The following is a 16,503-nucleotide window of genomic DNA, read 5'->3' as shown; positions in this document are numbered from 1 at the left end:
TTTTTTTCAACTCAGCTTTGCTGGGTCGTTTCTTATTGCTTAGTCTAAACTCCAGTAAGAATTGCAGAAATCAAAAATAAGATTTTCCATCTCATCAACTGTATAAGGCTCTATCTCTCTGTAAGTTTTTTCAGATGCTTTAATAATTACTTCCCATGTAGTAGTTCTGCCTGAACCCCTTGAGAGTAACTTTTTAGTTTCGGTTACATTTTTAGTTTTGCCATTAATTGTCTTGGAAACTTTGAAGTCGCTAATTAGCTTAAAAAGATGACAGATGGCTGTATTTTTTACTTTACCAATAGTAATTTTATATTCATCTATACTAAGAATTTTCTCAATTTGTTCTAATCTTTCTAGCTTTGAATTTAGGTTATTGATGCCTGAAGCACCTAATAGTTTTTTGATTTCACGTCTTAAATTTTGCTTCAATGATGTAATTTCTTCTTGCGGCTGTGTCGTGAACATACTGTTTTGCCTATTTTGGTGCTATTTACTTGATACTTGCAGTATGCCCACTATGATTTAAAATCTAACAAAATTCTTAAAACATCCCCTAACCTGACTTCGGGAACCCTTTAATCGCTTCGCTTGGTAAGGATTAAAGCGATCGCCTGAGTTTAATTTTACGTGAATTTACTCATTGTGTTTTTGCAAATTTTGTGATATTTTTTTTTACAATTACAATTAAATTCATTAAATCGGTAGAATTACCGTAGTTTCATAACAGCCGAAAATATGAAAATCTCTATGAGGCTGACATTCAAGCAGACACAATTGAGTTGTAGGGGCACGAGATCAGCAAGATTCTCTGCCGAACCCCAAAATTGTGTAGGCGCAGCCCAACCTAGACATCGCTATTGGGAATTAATCTGATGTCTCAGAGTAAATCTGTAGAACCCGCTTCAGTCCACAGCCGTATTCTCGTGCCTCAGTGCTATCACAGGCAACCTGTAATTTCCCGACTGGTATCTCGTTATGGTTTAACCGTAAATATCAAAGCTGCATCCCTGACATCAGAGAGTGACAGCGACGGCTGGTTTGATTTGGAACTTTCTGGAAATCCCCAAAGACTGACAAATAGCCTATCTTACTTGCAAGGATTGGGCGTAAATTTGCTAGAACTAGCGATCGCTAACCACATTCAACCCAACCAGCACTCTTTACCTTTCCCAAACCCAGCTAGCAAACTGAGTCCTAAAGACTCTGCATCCCTGACAAATCAATGGCAAGAACAATTCCAGCAATGGATTTCTCTGGGTCAAACCAATCGATTACGCTTGCAACTGTGCGTTTTAAAATCCTATTATCAAGAACCGGTGATTTCGGAGTTAGTTTCTGGTTATGGACTAACAGTCAATATCACCAGTGCTAGACTTCAACCCGATACCCAAGATGACGGTTGGTTTGACTTGGATTTGTGGGGGAGAACAAAGCAACTCTACTCTAGCCTGAGTTATTTAGAAAAACTGGGGCTACCGATTTGGGTGGATTTGTCTAGCGTTTATAGCGATCGCTAACCAAATAATTCATAATTCGTAATTCATAATTCATAATTTTTTGAGCCATCAAATTTATTAGTAGGGTAATTATGAATTATGCTGAGGGCGATCGCTAGTTTTACTGAAATCATCTAAATTTCATAGTACCAAATTTCTTCTTCTCGCAGGACAATTCGATGCAGGGAAAGACGAGCAATCAAGCCCTCTTGCTCAAACTGCCCAAGAACACGAGTGATAGTCACACGAGTTGAACCGACCATTTCGGCTAGGTCTTCATGAGTCAGACGCATATCTATTAAACGTCCCTTCTCAACTTCCGAACCAAACTTTTTGGATAACCATGCTAACAGTTTGATCAGCATAGTATCCACTTTTTTATGGCTACGAATGATCATCAATTCTTGAGCCTGTTGGATATGGGCAAGTAGAGTTTCTGTTAGTTGAGTCCATTCCTCTAAGGGTAAGTTTGTCGCCTCTACTTTAGTTAGGCATTCCATCTGATAAGGTTCTAATTTTGACAAAGCCCTACCAACGATATCTCCTGGACCCCACAATCCCAGAGCGACGGTTGTACCATCTTCAAGATAGGTAAAAGTCCGAACAAAACCCGTTTCAATCTTCCAAAGGCGGTTTTGATGTTCTGGCATAAATGACCTACGGCCAAAAAGTTGCTTAGTATTATTACTGCTTAAACTAGACAAGCTTGTGTAGGAAGACACCATATTATATAGCACTATTCTCCGATAAATTAACCGTAGTATTATATTTATATCAGGTTCTAAGAGGCTATGGGTATTTTAAAGAGGGGAGTGGGGAGTGGGGAGACAAGGGGGACAAGGGGGAATTATTGAACAAGTCTCTCCTTTGTCTCCCCCCTCTTCCTTGTCTCCCTTGTCTCTTCTTCATGCCCCATGCCCCATGCCCATTTTCTAAATTCCCGCACCATCAAGAAAATCTTCAATTATCCCATCAGAATTTTTGCTTTTAGGGTTGTCGGTTGGTTCGTCGCCAAGCTCAGTTGGGGACAAGCTTGATTGATCTGACAACTGCTCAAACTGTTTCTCTAGAGCCTTGACGCGTTCAAATAAAGCGCGGATTACTTCAGCTTCTACGTCGCGTACTTTATCATGATCCAGAACATTGGTGGGTAAGTTGTTCTGACGAGTCACGCGCCCTGGAATCCCAACTACAGTAGTGTTACTGGGTACATCTCGCAGCACCACAGAACCGGCTCCAATACGGACGCGATCGCCTATTTGAATATTTCCCAAGACCTTTGCACCCGTTCCTACAACTACATGAGAGCCTAAAGTAGGATGGCGTTTGCCGGTTTCTTTCCCAGTCCCGCCAAGGGTGACACCTTGATAAATTAGGGCATAATCACCCACTATCGCTGTCTCACCAATCACTACTCCCATACCGTGGTCAATAAAAACACCCTGGCCAATTAATGCCCCAGGATGGATTTCAATCCCGGTTAAAAACCGACTAATATGAGAGATAAATCTAGGTATGAAGGGAATTCCCATTTTATGCAGCCAGTGTGCCAATCGATGAAACACTAGGGCATGAAGTCCAGGATAACAGAACAATACTTCTAGCCAGTTACGGGCTGCTGGGTCACGCTCAAAAATGGTTCGCAAATCAGTTAGTAGCATACTCTGTTGGGATTTTCGTTGGTAAGTGAGGCTCTGAAAACAGAAACTCAGGATAATTCCCACAAAAAGATCAGGTCTTCATGGGAATTGTCTCAGATAAGAATCTACGGTAAATCGATACAGTATAGTGTTTATGTGGGTAATAAGTGGGATGCTATCACATTCCACACTTGGAAAAAATTAATTTCGCATCAACTGCGAGAAGTCCCTCAATTCACCGTAGTATATTGAGTACAGTCTTGAATAGCCAAAACTATGCTCTCTTGGATTTGTCTTCCAAAGTGGAATACGCGCTGCTGGCACTCTTAGAACTGGCAAGCCACCACGGGAAAAAACTTCCTTTAACCATGAGCGAGATCACTGCCAAGCAAACTATACCTGAGCGCTATCTGGAACAAATTTTGACCAACCTCCGGCGTGCTGGTATAGTGCAGAGTCAACGCGGCTCTAAAGGAGGTTTCGTTTTAGTTCGTGAACCTTGGCAGATTACAATACTGGAAATTGTTATTTTGGTTGAAGGCGAGCGGAAAGAGAAAGATATCTCTGACTCTTGCACTCTGGAAAAGACTCTGGTTTATGAAGTTTGGGAGCAAGCTAACGCTGCCTCAATTGAAGTTTTGGGTCGTTATACACTCCAAGACTTGTGCCAGGAAAGAGAAACTCGCGCACAGCAGAGTCCGATGTATTATATTTAGACACGACGGAGTATTCACATGCGGATAGCGAAAGATATCACAGAGTTAATCGGACGAACTCCTTTAGTTCAATTAAACAAGATTCCCCAAGCGTCGGGAGCGGTTGCTCAGATTGTGGTGAAGCTAGAAAGCATGAACCCAGCATCTTCTGTAAAAGACCGGATTGGCGCGAGTATGGTGGAAGCGGCAGAAGAAGCAGGCTTGATTCACCCTGGAAAAACCGTTTTAGTAGAGCCGACTTCTGGGAATACAGGAATTGCGCTGGCGATGGTGGCGGCCGCTAAGGGTTATGATCTTATTCTAACGATGCCTGACACAATGAGCCAGGAAAGACGATTGATGCTCAAAGCTTATGGCGCTCAACTAGAGTTAACGCCAGGGGTAGAAGGGATGCGAGGAGCAATCGGTCGTGCAGAACAGATTTTAGCTCAAACGCCCAATGCTTATATGTTGCAGCAGTTCCGCAACCCTGCTAACCCGAAAGTTCACGCCGAAACCACAGCCGAAGAAATTTGGGATGATACCGATGGAAAAGTAGATATTCTCGTGGCGGGAGTGGGTACTGGTGGGACGATTACCGGAGTTGCAGAAGTTATTAAAGGACGGAAGCCGAGTTTTCAAGCGATCGCAGTTGAACCAAGCAACAGTCCGGTATTAATAGGCGGGAAATCGGGGCCTCACAAAATCCAAGGTATCGGCGCGGGATTTATCCCCGCAATTTATCGTCCAGAACTGGTAGATGAAGTGATTCAGGTAGCAGATGAGCAAGCGATCGCTTACAGCCGTCGCCTAGCAAAAGAAGAAGGATTGCTATCGGGGATTTCTACTGGCGCTGCTTTATACGCGGCTATTCAAGTGGCACAACGTCCAGAAAATGCCGGTCGCCTCATCGTCATGATCCAGCCTAGCTTCGGCGAACGCTACCTCAGTACCTCACTGTTCAAAGACCCAGAGGAGAATGAGTGGTTGAGTAAAGTTTGATTCCATATATAGCATTTCCTAATCACATGAGGTATATCTTAGCCCCCTCCTCGCTTGCTCTTAGGGGGTTGGGGGTGGGGTTCTTATACCTCACTCAAGCGAGAACCGCTATACTAATTTTGGATTTTAGATTTTTCATCTAAATCAAAATCTAAAATTGGCTTTGTTATCTATTATAATTTTCGCTAATTTCATCGACACTTTGATTATTTTTCACCAAAATCATCAAACAGAAACAACTAGCAGCTAGCTTTATTAAGCTCAAAGCTTCACTTTTTAATACAATAAAAGCGCCTAACCCTATCAGGACAAAAGGCACAAAAATATTAACGTAGCGAGTCAATACATCAGCTATGACTCTGTTGTTAGTCAATTTGTATGCAGCGTAGCACCAAACTCCTAATAATAGAAAGAATATTCCGATAATTACTAAAAAAGTCTCTAAGTTGCTGCTAGCAAATAAAGGCACATAGACACTAATATTATCGCTACCATTGGCAATTGTAACGGCTGCCACGCTATAAGTTTGGGGAGAAAAAAAACTAGCAATTGTTGGTGCTTCAGCTTCTTCTGTTACATCTACGACTTCTTTTGATGAATCTTCTTCCCGATTTACTAAGCTACCGATACCTATGGACATTGGTAGTAAACCAAGTAATCCAATCCAGCTTTTTGACAAAACTAACCCACCAAATAAACCAGGAAGACTAAGGATTAACAGAACCGTAAAACCTAAAAACTGACCAGCAACTATATGCCGGGGGCGAAAGCTAGCATTTATTTGAGAAAAAAACAACAATATAATGACAATATCATCAATGTTAGTGGCAATGAACGCGATCGCCCCTGTAGTTATTGCAGTAAGTAACTCGTTCATATTTTAAGAGAAACATAGATATGGTTTTGTAGCAATCCTAAATCATTCCTGAACAATGAGATCCCGGACTTCTTAGAGAAGTCCGGGATCTGAGCCTTGCGATTTTCACAAATCAGATAGGACTGCTATAAGGTTAATTTGGTATGGTGATAAATCGTAGGTTATAAAAATCCAGCATGAGTAAGTTAGGGACAGCCTTTAGTGAAGGGATAATTGCCTTCATAGCCACTAACATAGATGACATCATTATTTTGTTAATATTTTTTTCACAGGTAAATGTTAATTTTCGCCCCCGGCATATCTTACTCGGTCAATATCTGGGTTTTACAGCCCTTATCATCGCTAGCTTACCAGGATTTTTTGGTGGCTTGGTCGTACAGCGAGAATGGATAGGATTGTTAGGACTGCTACCAATAGCAATTGGTATTCAGCAATTAGTATTTAGAAAAGAAGAAACTATAACAGTTCAGACAGTCAGCATTGATTTTAATCAGTCTACACCTACTAACCCGGTATTATCTTTTATTTTGAGTGTTTTGCACCCCCAAACTTATAAAGTAGCAGCAATAACGATCGCTAATGGCGGTGACAATATTAGTATATATATCCCTTTATTCGCTGGTCATGATCTTGCCAGCTTGGGAGTCATTCTAAGTATATTTTTTGTCATGGTAGGGGTTTGGTGTGCGATCGCTTATTTTTTAAGCCGTCAACCTACCATTGCTGATATTTTAAGTCGCTACGGTCAAGCTGTCATACCTTTTGTGTTAATTGGCTTGGGTCTGTTCATTATGTATGAACGAGGTACATTTACTCTACTACCTTGGGTGAGAAGTTAATCAGTGTTGAATGCTGGATTTGGAATTGAAAATCTCAAATTGGTCATACCTGATGAACTAATTTCCAACTCACCATCATCAAGATGGCATAAATAATAAACCGTAGTGGGCGTTGCGGAGCTACTTGGCAGATTTTAGCGCCTACTAACACCCCTGGAACAGAGCCTAGCCATATAGGTAGTACCAGACTCCAATCAACTGTTCCCAGACTGAGATGACCGAGGGCTGTAAACAGTAGTAAAATTGCTGCGTGTGAAATATCTGTACCCACTAACTTCCGTGCATCAAGGCGGAAGAACCCAATCAGCACTAGGGCAAACATTGAACCTGAAGAGACGCTAGTTAGACCAACTAAACAGCCTAAAATTGCTCCCAAAGTGATTGTTAGGAAGCGACCAAAATTAGTTTCTAAGTCTAACTTTGGCAGTTCGGGTAAATTAAATTTAGGGAAAAAAGTCAATAACAACAATTGCACTAGTGCTAACACTGTGACTAGCAAAATCATCCCGCCAAGCAAACGGAGCAAGATGTTATCCAGGTTGTACTCACCGGTACGTTTAATGAAGTGCAAAATTCCTACCCCAAACAGTGAGCCTGGAACACTCCCAAATGCCAACCATTTGACAACTTCTGTGTCAAGGGTTTTCTGTTCCCAATGCTTGACGCTACCAACAATCTTCATCAATGTGGCAGCTACAACATCAGAACTCACAGCGATGGAAGGCGGAACCTGAAAAACAAAAATCAACATTGGGGTAATGAGAGAGGCTCCGCCAATTCCTGTCAAACCAACGATGATGCCAACAAAAAAGCTTAAGAGGGGTAGTAATAAATAGTGCATACTCTTTGGGGCAGAGGATTCCTAGACAACTGAAAACCTGTCTGGAAGTTTTTGTTAGCATGACAACTGGCATTTAGCTGAAATAGACTTTGATAACTGCTTATGGGTCAGTTGCTCTGCTAAACTCAACTTCTAACTGGTTTTTCTGGGGCTTGAGATATAAAAGCACGTAAGGCGATGCACTTACCGTATTTTACTTGTAAGCATGATCAAACGTCCAGCGTATTCGCGTTGTATATCGCTAGATTCTCTGGATAATACACCGCAGTCGGTTAAACTTCTGAGGACTGGTTGTTAAAAAAATTACCTACAATTTAATAACCATAGGGATAATTCAAAACCTTGTAGAAAAGAGATATCACATCTCTAGACTGGATTCATACTGCAATTGGGCAACGCCGTGAACTGATTACAATACACATCTCCAGAAAATATGCATTACCCAGAGCCCTTGTAGAGACGTCGCAGTGCTACGTCTCTACATTCTTTTTCACTCCTATGTCTAATGCTAAAAAAACCTTGACTTTCAAGCTACTATTATGATATTTTAAATCAGACCATTCGGTCGGTAATATTTGATTTACAGCAATTTTCAATTCAATAAACTACTCTAAAAATAGCTGTAATGTCCAAAGGCGAAGAAACAAAAAGCAGAATTCTCTACCAAGCAGCCGAACTGTTTAACCAACAGGGGTATGCAGGCTCATCGATGTCAGACATTATGCGTGTGACTGGATTGCAGAAAGGAGGAATTTACAATCACTTTCAAAGCAAAGATGATCTAGCGCTACAGGCTTTTGACTTTGCGATCGCTTGCATCAAGCAGCATACTAGATTTGCATTGCGAAGTAAACGCCACGCAGTAGAACGCCTGCAAGCAATCATTGGCGTATTTAGTAGCTTCGCAGAAAATCCACCTATCAAGGGAGGGTGTCCACTGCTGAATACTGCTGTGGAGAGTGATGATGCTCATCCGGGGTTGCGAGAACGCGCTCAACAGGCGATGAACTCTTGGCTGCATCTGATTCGTCGAATTATTGAAACCGGAATTGAAAAGGGTGAAATTCGCCCAGAAGTGAGTGCTGATGAAATCGCTACTATCATAATTGCAACGCTTGAAGGAGCGGTAATGATGAGCAAACTTTATGGAGATTCAATTCATATGCACAGGGTAATTAATCACTTGAATGAATACTTGGAAACTCACCTTTAAATTTATTTTCCTCTTTTACAGGCCGAGCAGTATTAAAAAATAATTTATCCAGATAAATAATGCTAGTAAATAATAATTTGCATAGACCATTAGAAGTAGTATTAGCAATTCCTGTAAAAACTTATGACATTGACTTTATGGGAATCGTGAGTAATATTGTGTATATCAGATGGCTAGAGGATTTACGTTTAAAGTTTTTAGATGAACATTGGCAACTCAATCAACAAATTGAGCAAGGATATACACCGATTCTAGCTGGAACGGAAATTGAATATAAACGTCCGATAAGGATTATTGATCAAGTAATTGGACGTTTATGGCTGAGTAATTTAGGACGGTTGAAGTGGACTGTGCAAGCTGAAATTTTATCTAATAATGAGTTAGCAGCAGTGGCGACACAAAAAGGTGGTTTTATTAGTTTGCACAATGGTCGTCCTATTAAAATTCCAGAAGAATTGCAAAATAAATATTTCCAGTGTCAGCAAGTGACTCAGGAAATTTGAATTTGGTAAAAGCTGAAATTTTTTTAACTACTTTCAGACTGAACGGTTTTATTTATCAATGATTCACCATGCTGAAATTTTACTACAATCCGATCTCGCCAAATGCTCGTCGTGTGTGGCTCACCTTACTGGAAAAGGAGATACCCTTTGAATCAGTTTTGATGAATTTGGATGGGGATCAATTACAACCAGAGTTTTCGACAATTAACCCCTTTCATCACATTCCGGTTGTGGTAGATCAGGGTTTTCGAGTTGTAGAATCACTGGCAATTATGGACTATTTAGAAAGTAAATATCCTACACCTGTAATGTTACCTTCTGAGCCTCAGGCGTTAGCAAAGGTAAGGATGGTGCAATTAGTCAGTGCTAATGAATTATTTCCACAAGTGATTTCACTAATTTATGAAAGTGAAGATTCACCACAAGCTGCACAAGCAAAACAGCATATAGATAAGGTACTGAAATTTTTTACACAAGTGCTTGGCGATCGCAGTTTTTTTGGTAGTCACCAGTTAACTTTAGCAGATATCGTTGCGGGAATAGGTGTACTTTCATTACCTAATTTAGGTGTTAATCTCAGTGATTACCCCAGGCTAAATGAATGGTCTGAGCGCTTAATGCAACGTCCAGCATGGCAGAAAACCAAATTGAGCAGCGAAGAATTTGAAGCATTTAAAGGGCGAGTTAGAGCTTTAGTGAGGTTGCGTAGGCGTAAAGCGAATAAGAACAAATAGCAAGAATTAGCGAGTTTGTGAGTGTTGAGGCGGGATATCAAGAAGTAATTGCGATCGCTAACGAATCAAGTAAACTCTATAGCAATCTCAAAAATTGGTATCACCACTGAAATGGTCATATCTTTATGAACATGAGGAGGGAGGAAAATTTATCCTCATCACTCCTCATCAGCTACTCCTTACAACAATTTACTTACCATCAGCCAATATGCTTTTGATGTCTTCTAGCTGCACTACTCCTGAAAAACTTGGACTATTAATTACAAAGAAAGGTGTGCCAGGAACAGCCAATTTCTCAGCTAGCTGGATATCATTCTTAATTGCGGGAGTGGCAAGAGTGAGATCGCGTTTAAATTTACCCAAATTCAGATTCAGTTTTTTAGCAATATCTAAATATAACGCTTCACCTAGTTGCTTTTGATTAGTAAATAGCGCATCATGATATTCCCAAAATTTGCCCTGCTGATATGCCGCCCAAGCTGCTGTCGCAGCTGGCAATGCCTCAGAATGAATTGAAATGAGAGGTAAATTCTTGTAAACTAATCTTAGTTTATCTGGATACTTTGCTAACAATTCTTTCAAGGTTTTATGCGCCTCAGCACAATAGGGACATTGAAAATCGGAAAATTCTATTAGCACAGTTTTTGATTGAGTTGAACCTGTGGTGGGAGACTTACCAATCACTGTTTGAGGATTTTTCTTAAAATCCTCTAAAAATGTTTGTTGTACTTGTTTTACTTTCTGTTGTTGTTGCTGCTGATAGGCTTGAACAGACTCAATAAGTACCTCTGGATGTTCCCGGATAATTTGTAATACTTGCTGTTCCAACTGCGGATCAATCGTGTTGGCAGCTTGTGCAGGAAATGACCAAGTGACAACTAAACATAGCAGACCGATTGCTGTCCAAATACGCAGATACTGAAATAAGGGACTAAACCAATCAAATAATGTAGCCATACAAAAACTCATAAATACTTCTTCAAGGGGATTCTATACCACAACTTACGCAAACAATAACCTAAACCCTGATTTTTAGGTAGGGACAATACCCTGCGGTCAGCCTTCCTCTACATGAATTGTCCCTGAGCGCGTGTAGTTTTGCGTAAGTCCTATATACATTACTTTTTAGTTGTTAAAAGATCCGGCAATCATCCCAGCAAGTAAAATAAAACCAATCCACACGTTTTGCCGAAACATCTCACTATAAACAGGGTTAGGTAAGTCTTGCTTTGTTAATCGCAGAGACTGCCAAATCCATCCGATAGTAGCAACTGCAAGACTAATCCAGAAGGCTAAGTGTAGATGTATGAGTACACCTAACCAAGCCAATAACAAGATGGTGCCAGCAAAGAAAATTCCAATGGCTACAGGGGCATAATTCCCAAAAAATAGAGCGCTAGAATTAACACCAATGCGGCGATCGTCTTCTTTGTCGCTCATAGCATAAAGAGTATCAAATCCCAATGTCCATAATACAGTCGCACCCCAAAGTAACCAAGTTGGTTGGGAAATGGTTTGTGTGACTGCACTCCAGCTAATCAATACCCCAAAACCCCAAGCTATGGAAAGTACCAGCTGCGGTACGGGAAACACTCGTTTTGCACCTGGATACAGCAGAATTACCGGCACTGCCGCCACACATAACCAGAAACTCAGGGGGTTAAGATAAAAGGCTAGGATTGCTGCACATGCTAGCGAGACGATCGCAACTACAATCCCAACTTTCACAGACAGGGCGCGAGAAGCCAGGGGGCGATCGCGTGTTCTCTCCACTTGTGGATCAATATCGCGATCCCACAAATCATTGACAACACACCCCGCCGCACTCGTGGCCAGAGTCCCCAAAATAATCACACCAACCAGAGGTAAAGGCGGTTTCCCAGACGCTGCCAAAAACACAGCCCAAAGTGCAGGAATCATTAAAATTAACCGTCCTTCTGGTTTATGCCATCGCAAAAGCCGGATAATTACTAGCCAAACTGGTGACTGGGGGCGTTCTGGCGTCGTTAACATATAAATCAATAAATAACTTTAGATAGATAAATTCACACATCTTTTATAGAATAACCTTATTTGTTATTTGTAAAAACATAACCCAAAGTGGCAAACTTAAATATCTTTAAATAGTCACTACGGTTAGAAACATTAGGGTGAATATACTTAGCTCAGTTACCCTCGACCAACGGTCAATTTCTCAGCAAGTGTATTGCAATAAATATCAGTGCCAGCTACCGCGATATACCACCGTTTGCCATCATTTCTTATAAAGAGAGAGAACTAGATGCTGAATTTAGTAGCTTCGGCTAGCTGGGAGAGTGTTCCAACTCAACCACCTAACCAACATCGGATTATTGCTGCCATTGACCTGGGAACAAATTCTCTACACATGGTAGTAGTCAAGATTGACCCCACACTACCAGCTTTCAGCATTATCGCCAGAGAAAAAGAAACCGTGAGACTAGGCGATCGCAATCTTACTACAGGAGAACTCAAACCGGAGATAATTAAATCGGCGATCGCTGCTTTAGGACGCTTCCAAGAAGTTGCCAAAACTATCAATGCTGAAACAATCATTGCTGTGGCAACTAGTGCTGTGCGGGAAGCCCCAAATGGTAAAGATTTTTTGTACAGAATAGAAACAGAGTTGGGTTTAAGTGTTGACTTGATTTCTGGTCAAGAAGAAGCGCGACGAATCTATCTTGGCGTGCTGTCGGGGATGGAATTTAACAACCAGCCCCACATGATTATTGATATTGGCGGTGGTTCCACAGAGTTGATTTTGGGCGACAGTAATGAACCGCGTACTCTCACTAGTACCAAAGTCGGTGCAGTACGACTCACTAGCGAATTAATCACTACCGATCCGATCAGCAACACTGAGTTTCACCAGCTGCAAGCCTATGCACGCGGGATGTTAGAACGTTCCGTGGATGAGGTACTAGCAAACCTCGAACTTGGGGAATCTCCGCGTTTGGTGGGTACCTCTGGCACAATTGAAACCCTGGCGATGATTCATGCACGGGAAAAGTCGAGTGTTATTCCTTCCACTCTCAATGGCTACCAGTTCAGTCTTAAAGACTTGCGAGAGTTGGTAAATCGCTTGCGGAAACTGAGTAACTCAGAAAGGGCTGCAATTCCCGGTATGCCAGATAAGCGGGCTGAAGTTATACTCGCTGGTGCAGTGATATTACAGGAAGCAATCACCCTCTTGGGTAGTGAATCGGTAACAGTTTGTGAGCGTTCTCTGAGGGAAGGCGTAATTGTAGACTGGATGCTAACCCACGGTTTAATTGAAGATAAGCTGCGTTACCAAAGTTCAGTTCGGGAACGGAATGTTTTAAAACTCGCTAATAAATACCACGTTAACTTAGAATATGGCGATCGCGTCGCCAAATTTGCCCAGAGTTTATTTGATCAAACTCAAGGTATCCTACACCACTGGGGAGCCGACGAGCGACAACTACTGTGGGTAGCTGCAATATTACACAATTGCGGTCATTATATTAGCCATTCGTCTCACCACAAGCACTCTTATTACCTAATTCGCAATGGTGAATTACTCGGTTATACAGAAACCGAGATTGAAATCATTGCGAATTTAGCGCGTTATCATCGCAAATCGCCGCCCAAGAAAAAACATGAAGATTACCAGAATTTGCTGACTAAAGACCAGCGACAAATTGTTAGTCAATTGAGTGCGATTTTAAGATTGGCAGTGGCATTAGATCGACGACAAATTGGTGCGATCGCTCAAGTTCAATGTGAGTGTTATCCCCAATTGAGGCAGTGTAATCTGCTAATTTTCCCATCTAAATCTGATGATGATTGTGCTTTAGAACTCTGGAGTTTAGATTATAAAAAAGGAGTGTTTGAGGAAGAATTTGGAGTGAAATTAGTTGCGACTTTAGAAAAGTCTAGCGTTGCTAACTTGTCTTAGAAAGTAGGGTGCGTTACACTGCTTTAACGCCCCTGCACATATATGTTTCCTGATTGTGATAATTCATCAGCTTTAGAAGTTAGGCTCAATATAAAAACTTGAGGTAAAAATCAGATGTATATTATCTGGTCACTAAAAATACCCTATTATAGAACAAGATTTTTATTTCAATAGGGTTTCAAAATTCAAGTAAACTTCCTAGCTAATTTTTGCATTTTATTTAAGGATCAATTTATAAACTGTCCTAAGAGGGATTTAAAAATAAAAACTAGTAATTAGAATAGAGTTAACAATCTATTTAATATAGGTTATGTTGCTATTGGATATCTAAGCCGGGAAAACTTAGGTATCCTTATATAATCAATAAAGCAGCCTCAATTGCTTGGTTTTCTGCACTGGAGAATACTCAGGCTTCAGAGGATATTTGAAAAGTATTGTTTATTATCCAAAAGTCTTAGAAACCTACTAACTCCCCAGCCCCCCTTCCCTACGAGTGAAGAGGGGGTTTTAAAGCATCTCTGCGTGTCGCAGAGAGGAATTGAAGTGAGGTTTTTAAGTAAAAATTTTGAGACTTTCCAAACATCCTCTCAGCATATAGCTTGTATTTGATTATTGTGAGAATTCCTCAGCTTGGGGAGGTATGATCGATATCAAAGCTTGAGGTAAAAAATCTGATGAATTTATCAGTGACAACTTCCCCTGCTAAAATTGCACCTAAGTTAAGTTACGATGTGCTGATTGAATACGAACAAGATGGTAGTGTTAGTGCAACAGGGGAGCATCTCAATGAGTGTAAAAAGCCTTGTAAAACCTCACCCCAACCCTCTCCTTGGTAAGGAGAGGGAGCAAGATTTTAAAAATCAAATAGTATTTCTATAGTTATTGACTAATGTTATAATCAATATAAAAGTTGAAAGATAAAAGTATTATGAATTTAGCTGTAAAAAGTACCTCTCCAATAACTGCACCAAAGTTAACTTATGATGTGCTAATTTAAAATCAACCAGATGGCACAGTCAAAGCAATATTGTTAGTTTTACCAGATTGTCAAGGTTTAGGAAATACGGAAACGGAAGCAATAGAGAAACTCAGTGAAAGTTTGCAAACTCGGTTAAAAACAGCCAAAATTGTGACTTTAGAAATTGAAGCGCCCAAAGTAGAAAATCCTTGGTTGAAAATAGCTGGTATGTTCAAGGATGATCCGCAATTTGATGAAATGCTGGAATATATAGAAGAATATCGACGTGAATTGGATGCAGACAATGAAGCGAGGTAAATTCAGAGGTGAATGATTTAACTGACTTCTCACCGGATCTGGAAAACCTCTCTCTAAATCTCTCTCCTACAAGGAGGAGCCACTGCGTTGGGCGGCTCTGCCGACTTGAAGCATGTGGCGTCAGAGACTTTGAATTTTCCCCCTTCTCGTGTCGGGAAGAGGGCTAGGGGGTTAGGTCTTTCGTAGGCTTTTCCACTTATAAACTAAAAAACTGCGTCATCTAGTACTGCTCAGAATTTAATCTGAGTTTGATCGCCAAAGTAGTTTAATATTTATTGAGTTATACTGGACAAACTTTCTTTAATTTTTAGTTTATTTACAATACTTTCTTCCAAGAGATGATAGAGAAAATGAGGTGTGTTCAAATTAGCTGAGTGTAAAACTTTTTGATAAACTTGGCAAGCTGAATCATCATTTAAAATCCTGTCATGAATGATTTTTGTCCATTCAGGTGCATTGATCATTAATTGGGGTACAACTTTAATAAAAGCCGCAATTTGTTCTTCTATATCAAAAGATTCGAGAAAATGAATTAAGCTGAACATCACTTCTGGTTGTTGACATTGATCATCTAAAACAAGATGATATGCAGATAAATTTTGCTCATCAGGATTATCAGCTATTTCAGCTAAAGCATTTTCAAAGTCGGTAACTTGCTGTTGAGTTTGCATCAAGCGATTTTCTCTTAAAATTGCCAATAGATTGTTTTGATTCATGGGTTTCAACCTACTTTATCAAAAATACCTTGCCAAGTTATAGCAATCCTAAATCATTCGTGAAAAATTAGATCCCCGACTTCTCGAAGAAGTCGGGGATCTGGACATCGCACATTTTCACAACTCTCCCAGTATTCTTTGGCTGAATTTAAAATATCCACTGCTATTTGGTACTGTGTCGGTTCAGCTTGAGCAAAGATATCAGCATCGTCATACAATATGACGTATTTCTCAGCCGGACACCATGTTAAATCGGTGATACATTCATCAAAAGCATCCCAGTTTGCACCAAAGTATGTAGGAAATTGCATTGCTTCAGCAGCTTTACTTAAAAATGTTTGTTTGCTATTAAATTTTTTACCATATTTACGATTAAAAGCAAACTAAAGAAACACACTACAAAATAAGACCAAAGAACCATGGCCATGAAACCACCAACCAAACAAAAAAATAATCCAATCCCAACAATAACCACTAGTAAAACCTTCTTACCCAAATTTGAAGTAGTTGTAGCGGTAGGTGTTATTGGTAGTTGGTTTATTACAGGTTGAATGTGAGATGTAGAAGCTGCTGGTTGAGGAACGTTAGATTGAGTTGGCTTAATTAGTGATGAAGTAGCTGTATTGCTACTTGCAGAAATGTTGAATCCTAATACAAAACTTTACATATTTAATTACACTAACTCTAAAAAGCCTAAAATAGTCAACATGACATCATCTCCTCAAACCAATGAA

The 16,503-nt window shown here is 40.4% G+C and carries 19 protein-coding genes and 1 pseudogene; 11 read left to right on the top strand and 9 right to left on the bottom strand.

What is annotated here, in order from left to right:
* Positions 1–39 precede the first annotated feature (39 nt).
* Complete coding sequence (locus tag HWQ38_RS13955) at positions 40–465, bottom strand: hypothetical protein (protein ID WP_292794436.1); 426 nt, start codon at positions 463–465, stop codon at positions 40–42.
* Positions 466–872: 407 nt separating this feature from the next.
* On the opposite strand from HWQ38_RS13955, the gene HWQ38_RS13950 reads away from it, so the two are divergent.
* A complete protein-coding gene (locus tag HWQ38_RS13950; protein WP_292794433.1) occupies positions 873–1,517 on the top strand; it encodes an NIL domain-containing protein in 645 nt (214 codons plus the stop codon).
* Positions 1,518–1,630: 113 nt separating this feature from the next.
* Here the strand turns inward: HWQ38_RS13950 and HWQ38_RS13945 are convergent, their stop codons facing one another.
* Both HWQ38_RS13945 and cysE read right to left on the bottom strand, forming a co-directional pair.
* Positions 1,631–2,221, bottom strand: coding sequence for a Crp/Fnr family transcriptional regulator (locus tag HWQ38_RS13945; RefSeq protein WP_292794431.1), 591 nt, complete (start codon positions 2,219–2,221; stop codon positions 1,631–1,633).
* Positions 2,222–2,428: 207 nt separating this feature from the next.
* On the bottom strand, positions 2,429–3,208 hold the full coding sequence (gene cysE / locus HWQ38_RS13940) for a serine O-acetyltransferase (RefSeq protein ID WP_292794440.1): 780 nt from the start codon (positions 3,206–3,208) through the stop codon (positions 2,429–2,431).
* Between the two features lie 161 nt (positions 3,209–3,369).
* Here cysE and HWQ38_RS13935 point away from each other — a divergent pair, with 161 nt between their 5' ends.
* Together HWQ38_RS13935 and cysK are read left to right on the top strand one after the other, a co-directional pair.
* Entirely contained in the window at positions 3,370–3,852 is a 483-nt protein-coding gene (locus tag HWQ38_RS13935; protein WP_292794438.1) for an Rrf2 family transcriptional regulator, read from the top strand.
* Between the two features lie 18 nt (positions 3,853–3,870).
* Positions 3,871–4,833: a cysteine synthase A gene (cysK, locus tag HWQ38_RS13930; protein ID WP_292794429.1), complete on the top strand. Its 963-nt coding sequence runs from the start codon at positions 3,871–3,873 to the stop codon at positions 4,831–4,833.
* A 166-nt stretch (positions 4,834–4,999) separates the two neighbouring features.
* On the opposite strand, the gene HWQ38_RS13925 is transcribed toward cysK, so the two are convergent.
* Positions 5,000–5,710 (bottom strand): cadmium resistance transporter, encoded by a 711-nt coding sequence (locus tag HWQ38_RS13925; protein ID WP_292794427.1) that lies wholly within the window; start codon positions 5,708–5,710, stop codon positions 5,000–5,002.
* A gap of 176 nt (positions 5,711–5,886) precedes the next feature.
* Here HWQ38_RS13925 and HWQ38_RS13920 point away from each other — a divergent pair, with 176 nt between their 5' ends.
* The gene (locus tag HWQ38_RS13920; RefSeq protein ID WP_292794425.1) at positions 5,887–6,549 is read left to right on the top strand and encodes a cadmium resistance transporter; all 663 of its coding nucleotides are present in this window, start codon (positions 5,887–5,889) and stop codon (positions 6,547–6,549) included.
* A gap of 43 nt (positions 6,550–6,592) precedes the next feature.
* Here HWQ38_RS13920 and HWQ38_RS13915 read toward each other — a convergent pair whose 3' ends face one another.
* Complete coding sequence (locus HWQ38_RS13915) at positions 6,593–7,390, bottom strand: sulfite exporter TauE/SafE family protein (protein ID WP_292794423.1); 798 nt, start codon at positions 7,388–7,390, stop codon at positions 6,593–6,595.
* 625 nt (positions 7,391–8,015) lie between these two features.
* Here HWQ38_RS13915 and HWQ38_RS13910 point away from each other — a divergent pair.
* From HWQ38_RS13910 to HWQ38_RS13900, 3 genes are all read left to right on the top strand, one after another.
* Complete coding sequence (locus tag HWQ38_RS13910; RefSeq protein WP_292794421.1) at positions 8,016–8,603, top strand: TetR/AcrR family transcriptional regulator; 588 nt, start codon at positions 8,016–8,018, stop codon at positions 8,601–8,603.
* Between the two features lie 59 nt (positions 8,604–8,662).
* The gene (locus tag HWQ38_RS13905; protein WP_292794419.1) at positions 8,663–9,106 is read left to right on the top strand and encodes a thioesterase family protein; all 444 of its coding nucleotides are present in this window, start codon (positions 8,663–8,665) and stop codon (positions 9,104–9,106) included.
* A gap of 68 nt (positions 9,107–9,174) precedes the next feature.
* Positions 9,175–9,840 carry a glutathione S-transferase family protein gene (locus HWQ38_RS13900; RefSeq protein ID WP_292794416.1) on the top strand — a complete coding sequence of 222 codons (666 nt, stop codon included), beginning with the start codon at positions 9,175–9,177 and terminating at the stop codon, positions 9,838–9,840.
* Positions 9,841–10,029: 189 nt separating this feature from the next.
* Here HWQ38_RS13900 and HWQ38_RS13895 read toward each other — a convergent pair whose 3' ends face one another.
* Together HWQ38_RS13895 and HWQ38_RS13890 are read right to left on the bottom strand one after the other, a co-directional pair.
* Entirely contained in the window at positions 10,030–10,797 is a 768-nt protein-coding gene (locus HWQ38_RS13895; RefSeq protein ID WP_292794413.1) for a thioredoxin domain-containing protein, read from the bottom strand.
* A gap of 168 nt (positions 10,798–10,965) precedes the next feature.
* A complete protein-coding gene (locus tag HWQ38_RS13890) occupies positions 10,966–11,853 on the bottom strand; it encodes a 4-hydroxybenzoate solanesyltransferase (RefSeq protein WP_292794411.1) in 888 nt (295 codons plus the stop codon).
* Between the two features lie 268 nt (positions 11,854–12,121).
* On the opposite strand from HWQ38_RS13890, the gene HWQ38_RS13885 reads away from it, so the two are divergent.
* The 3 genes from HWQ38_RS13885 to HWQ38_RS13875 all read left to right on the top strand — a co-directional run bounded on the left by HWQ38_RS13885 (position 12,122) and on the right by HWQ38_RS13875 (position 15,053).
* Positions 12,122–13,777, top strand: a complete 1,656-nt coding sequence (locus tag HWQ38_RS13885) for a Ppx/GppA phosphatase family protein (RefSeq protein WP_292794408.1) — start codon at positions 12,122–12,124, stop codon at positions 13,775–13,777.
* Positions 13,778–14,451: 674 nt separating this feature from the next.
* Positions 14,452–14,613: a hypothetical protein gene (locus HWQ38_RS13880; protein WP_292794406.1), complete on the top strand. Its 162-nt coding sequence runs from the start codon at positions 14,452–14,454 to the stop codon at positions 14,611–14,613.
* A 191-nt stretch (positions 14,614–14,804) separates the two neighbouring features.
* Positions 14,805–15,053 carry a hypothetical protein gene (locus HWQ38_RS13875; RefSeq protein WP_292794403.1) on the top strand — a complete coding sequence of 83 codons (249 nt, stop codon included), beginning with the start codon at positions 14,805–14,807 and terminating at the stop codon, positions 15,051–15,053.
* Positions 15,054–15,325: 272 nt separating this feature from the next.
* Here HWQ38_RS13875 and HWQ38_RS13870 read toward each other — a convergent pair whose 3' ends face one another.
* Positions 15,326–15,769, bottom strand: a complete 444-nt coding sequence (locus HWQ38_RS13870; RefSeq protein ID WP_292794400.1) for an Imm30 family immunity protein — start codon at positions 15,767–15,769, stop codon at positions 15,326–15,328.
* Between the two features lie 53 nt (positions 15,770–15,822).
* A pseudogene (locus HWQ38_RS13865) lies at positions 15,823–16,119 on the bottom strand (barstar family protein); the annotation flags it as partial.
* A gap of 69 nt (positions 16,120–16,188) precedes the next feature.
* Here HWQ38_RS13865 and HWQ38_RS13860 point away from each other — a divergent pair.
* Entirely contained in the window at positions 16,189–16,320 is a 132-nt protein-coding gene (locus HWQ38_RS13860) for a hypothetical protein (RefSeq protein WP_292794398.1), read from the top strand.
* Positions 16,321–16,503 lie beyond the last annotated feature (183 nt).

The sequence above is a fragment of the Nostoc sp. NMS7 genome, assembly GCF_017115085.1.
Classification (GTDB): Bacteria; Cyanobacteriota; Cyanobacteriia; order Cyanobacteriales; family Nostocaceae; genus Nostoc.
The sequence above is the reverse complement of the archived record's forward strand: the minus strand, read 5'-3'. Positions and strand labels throughout refer to the sequence as shown.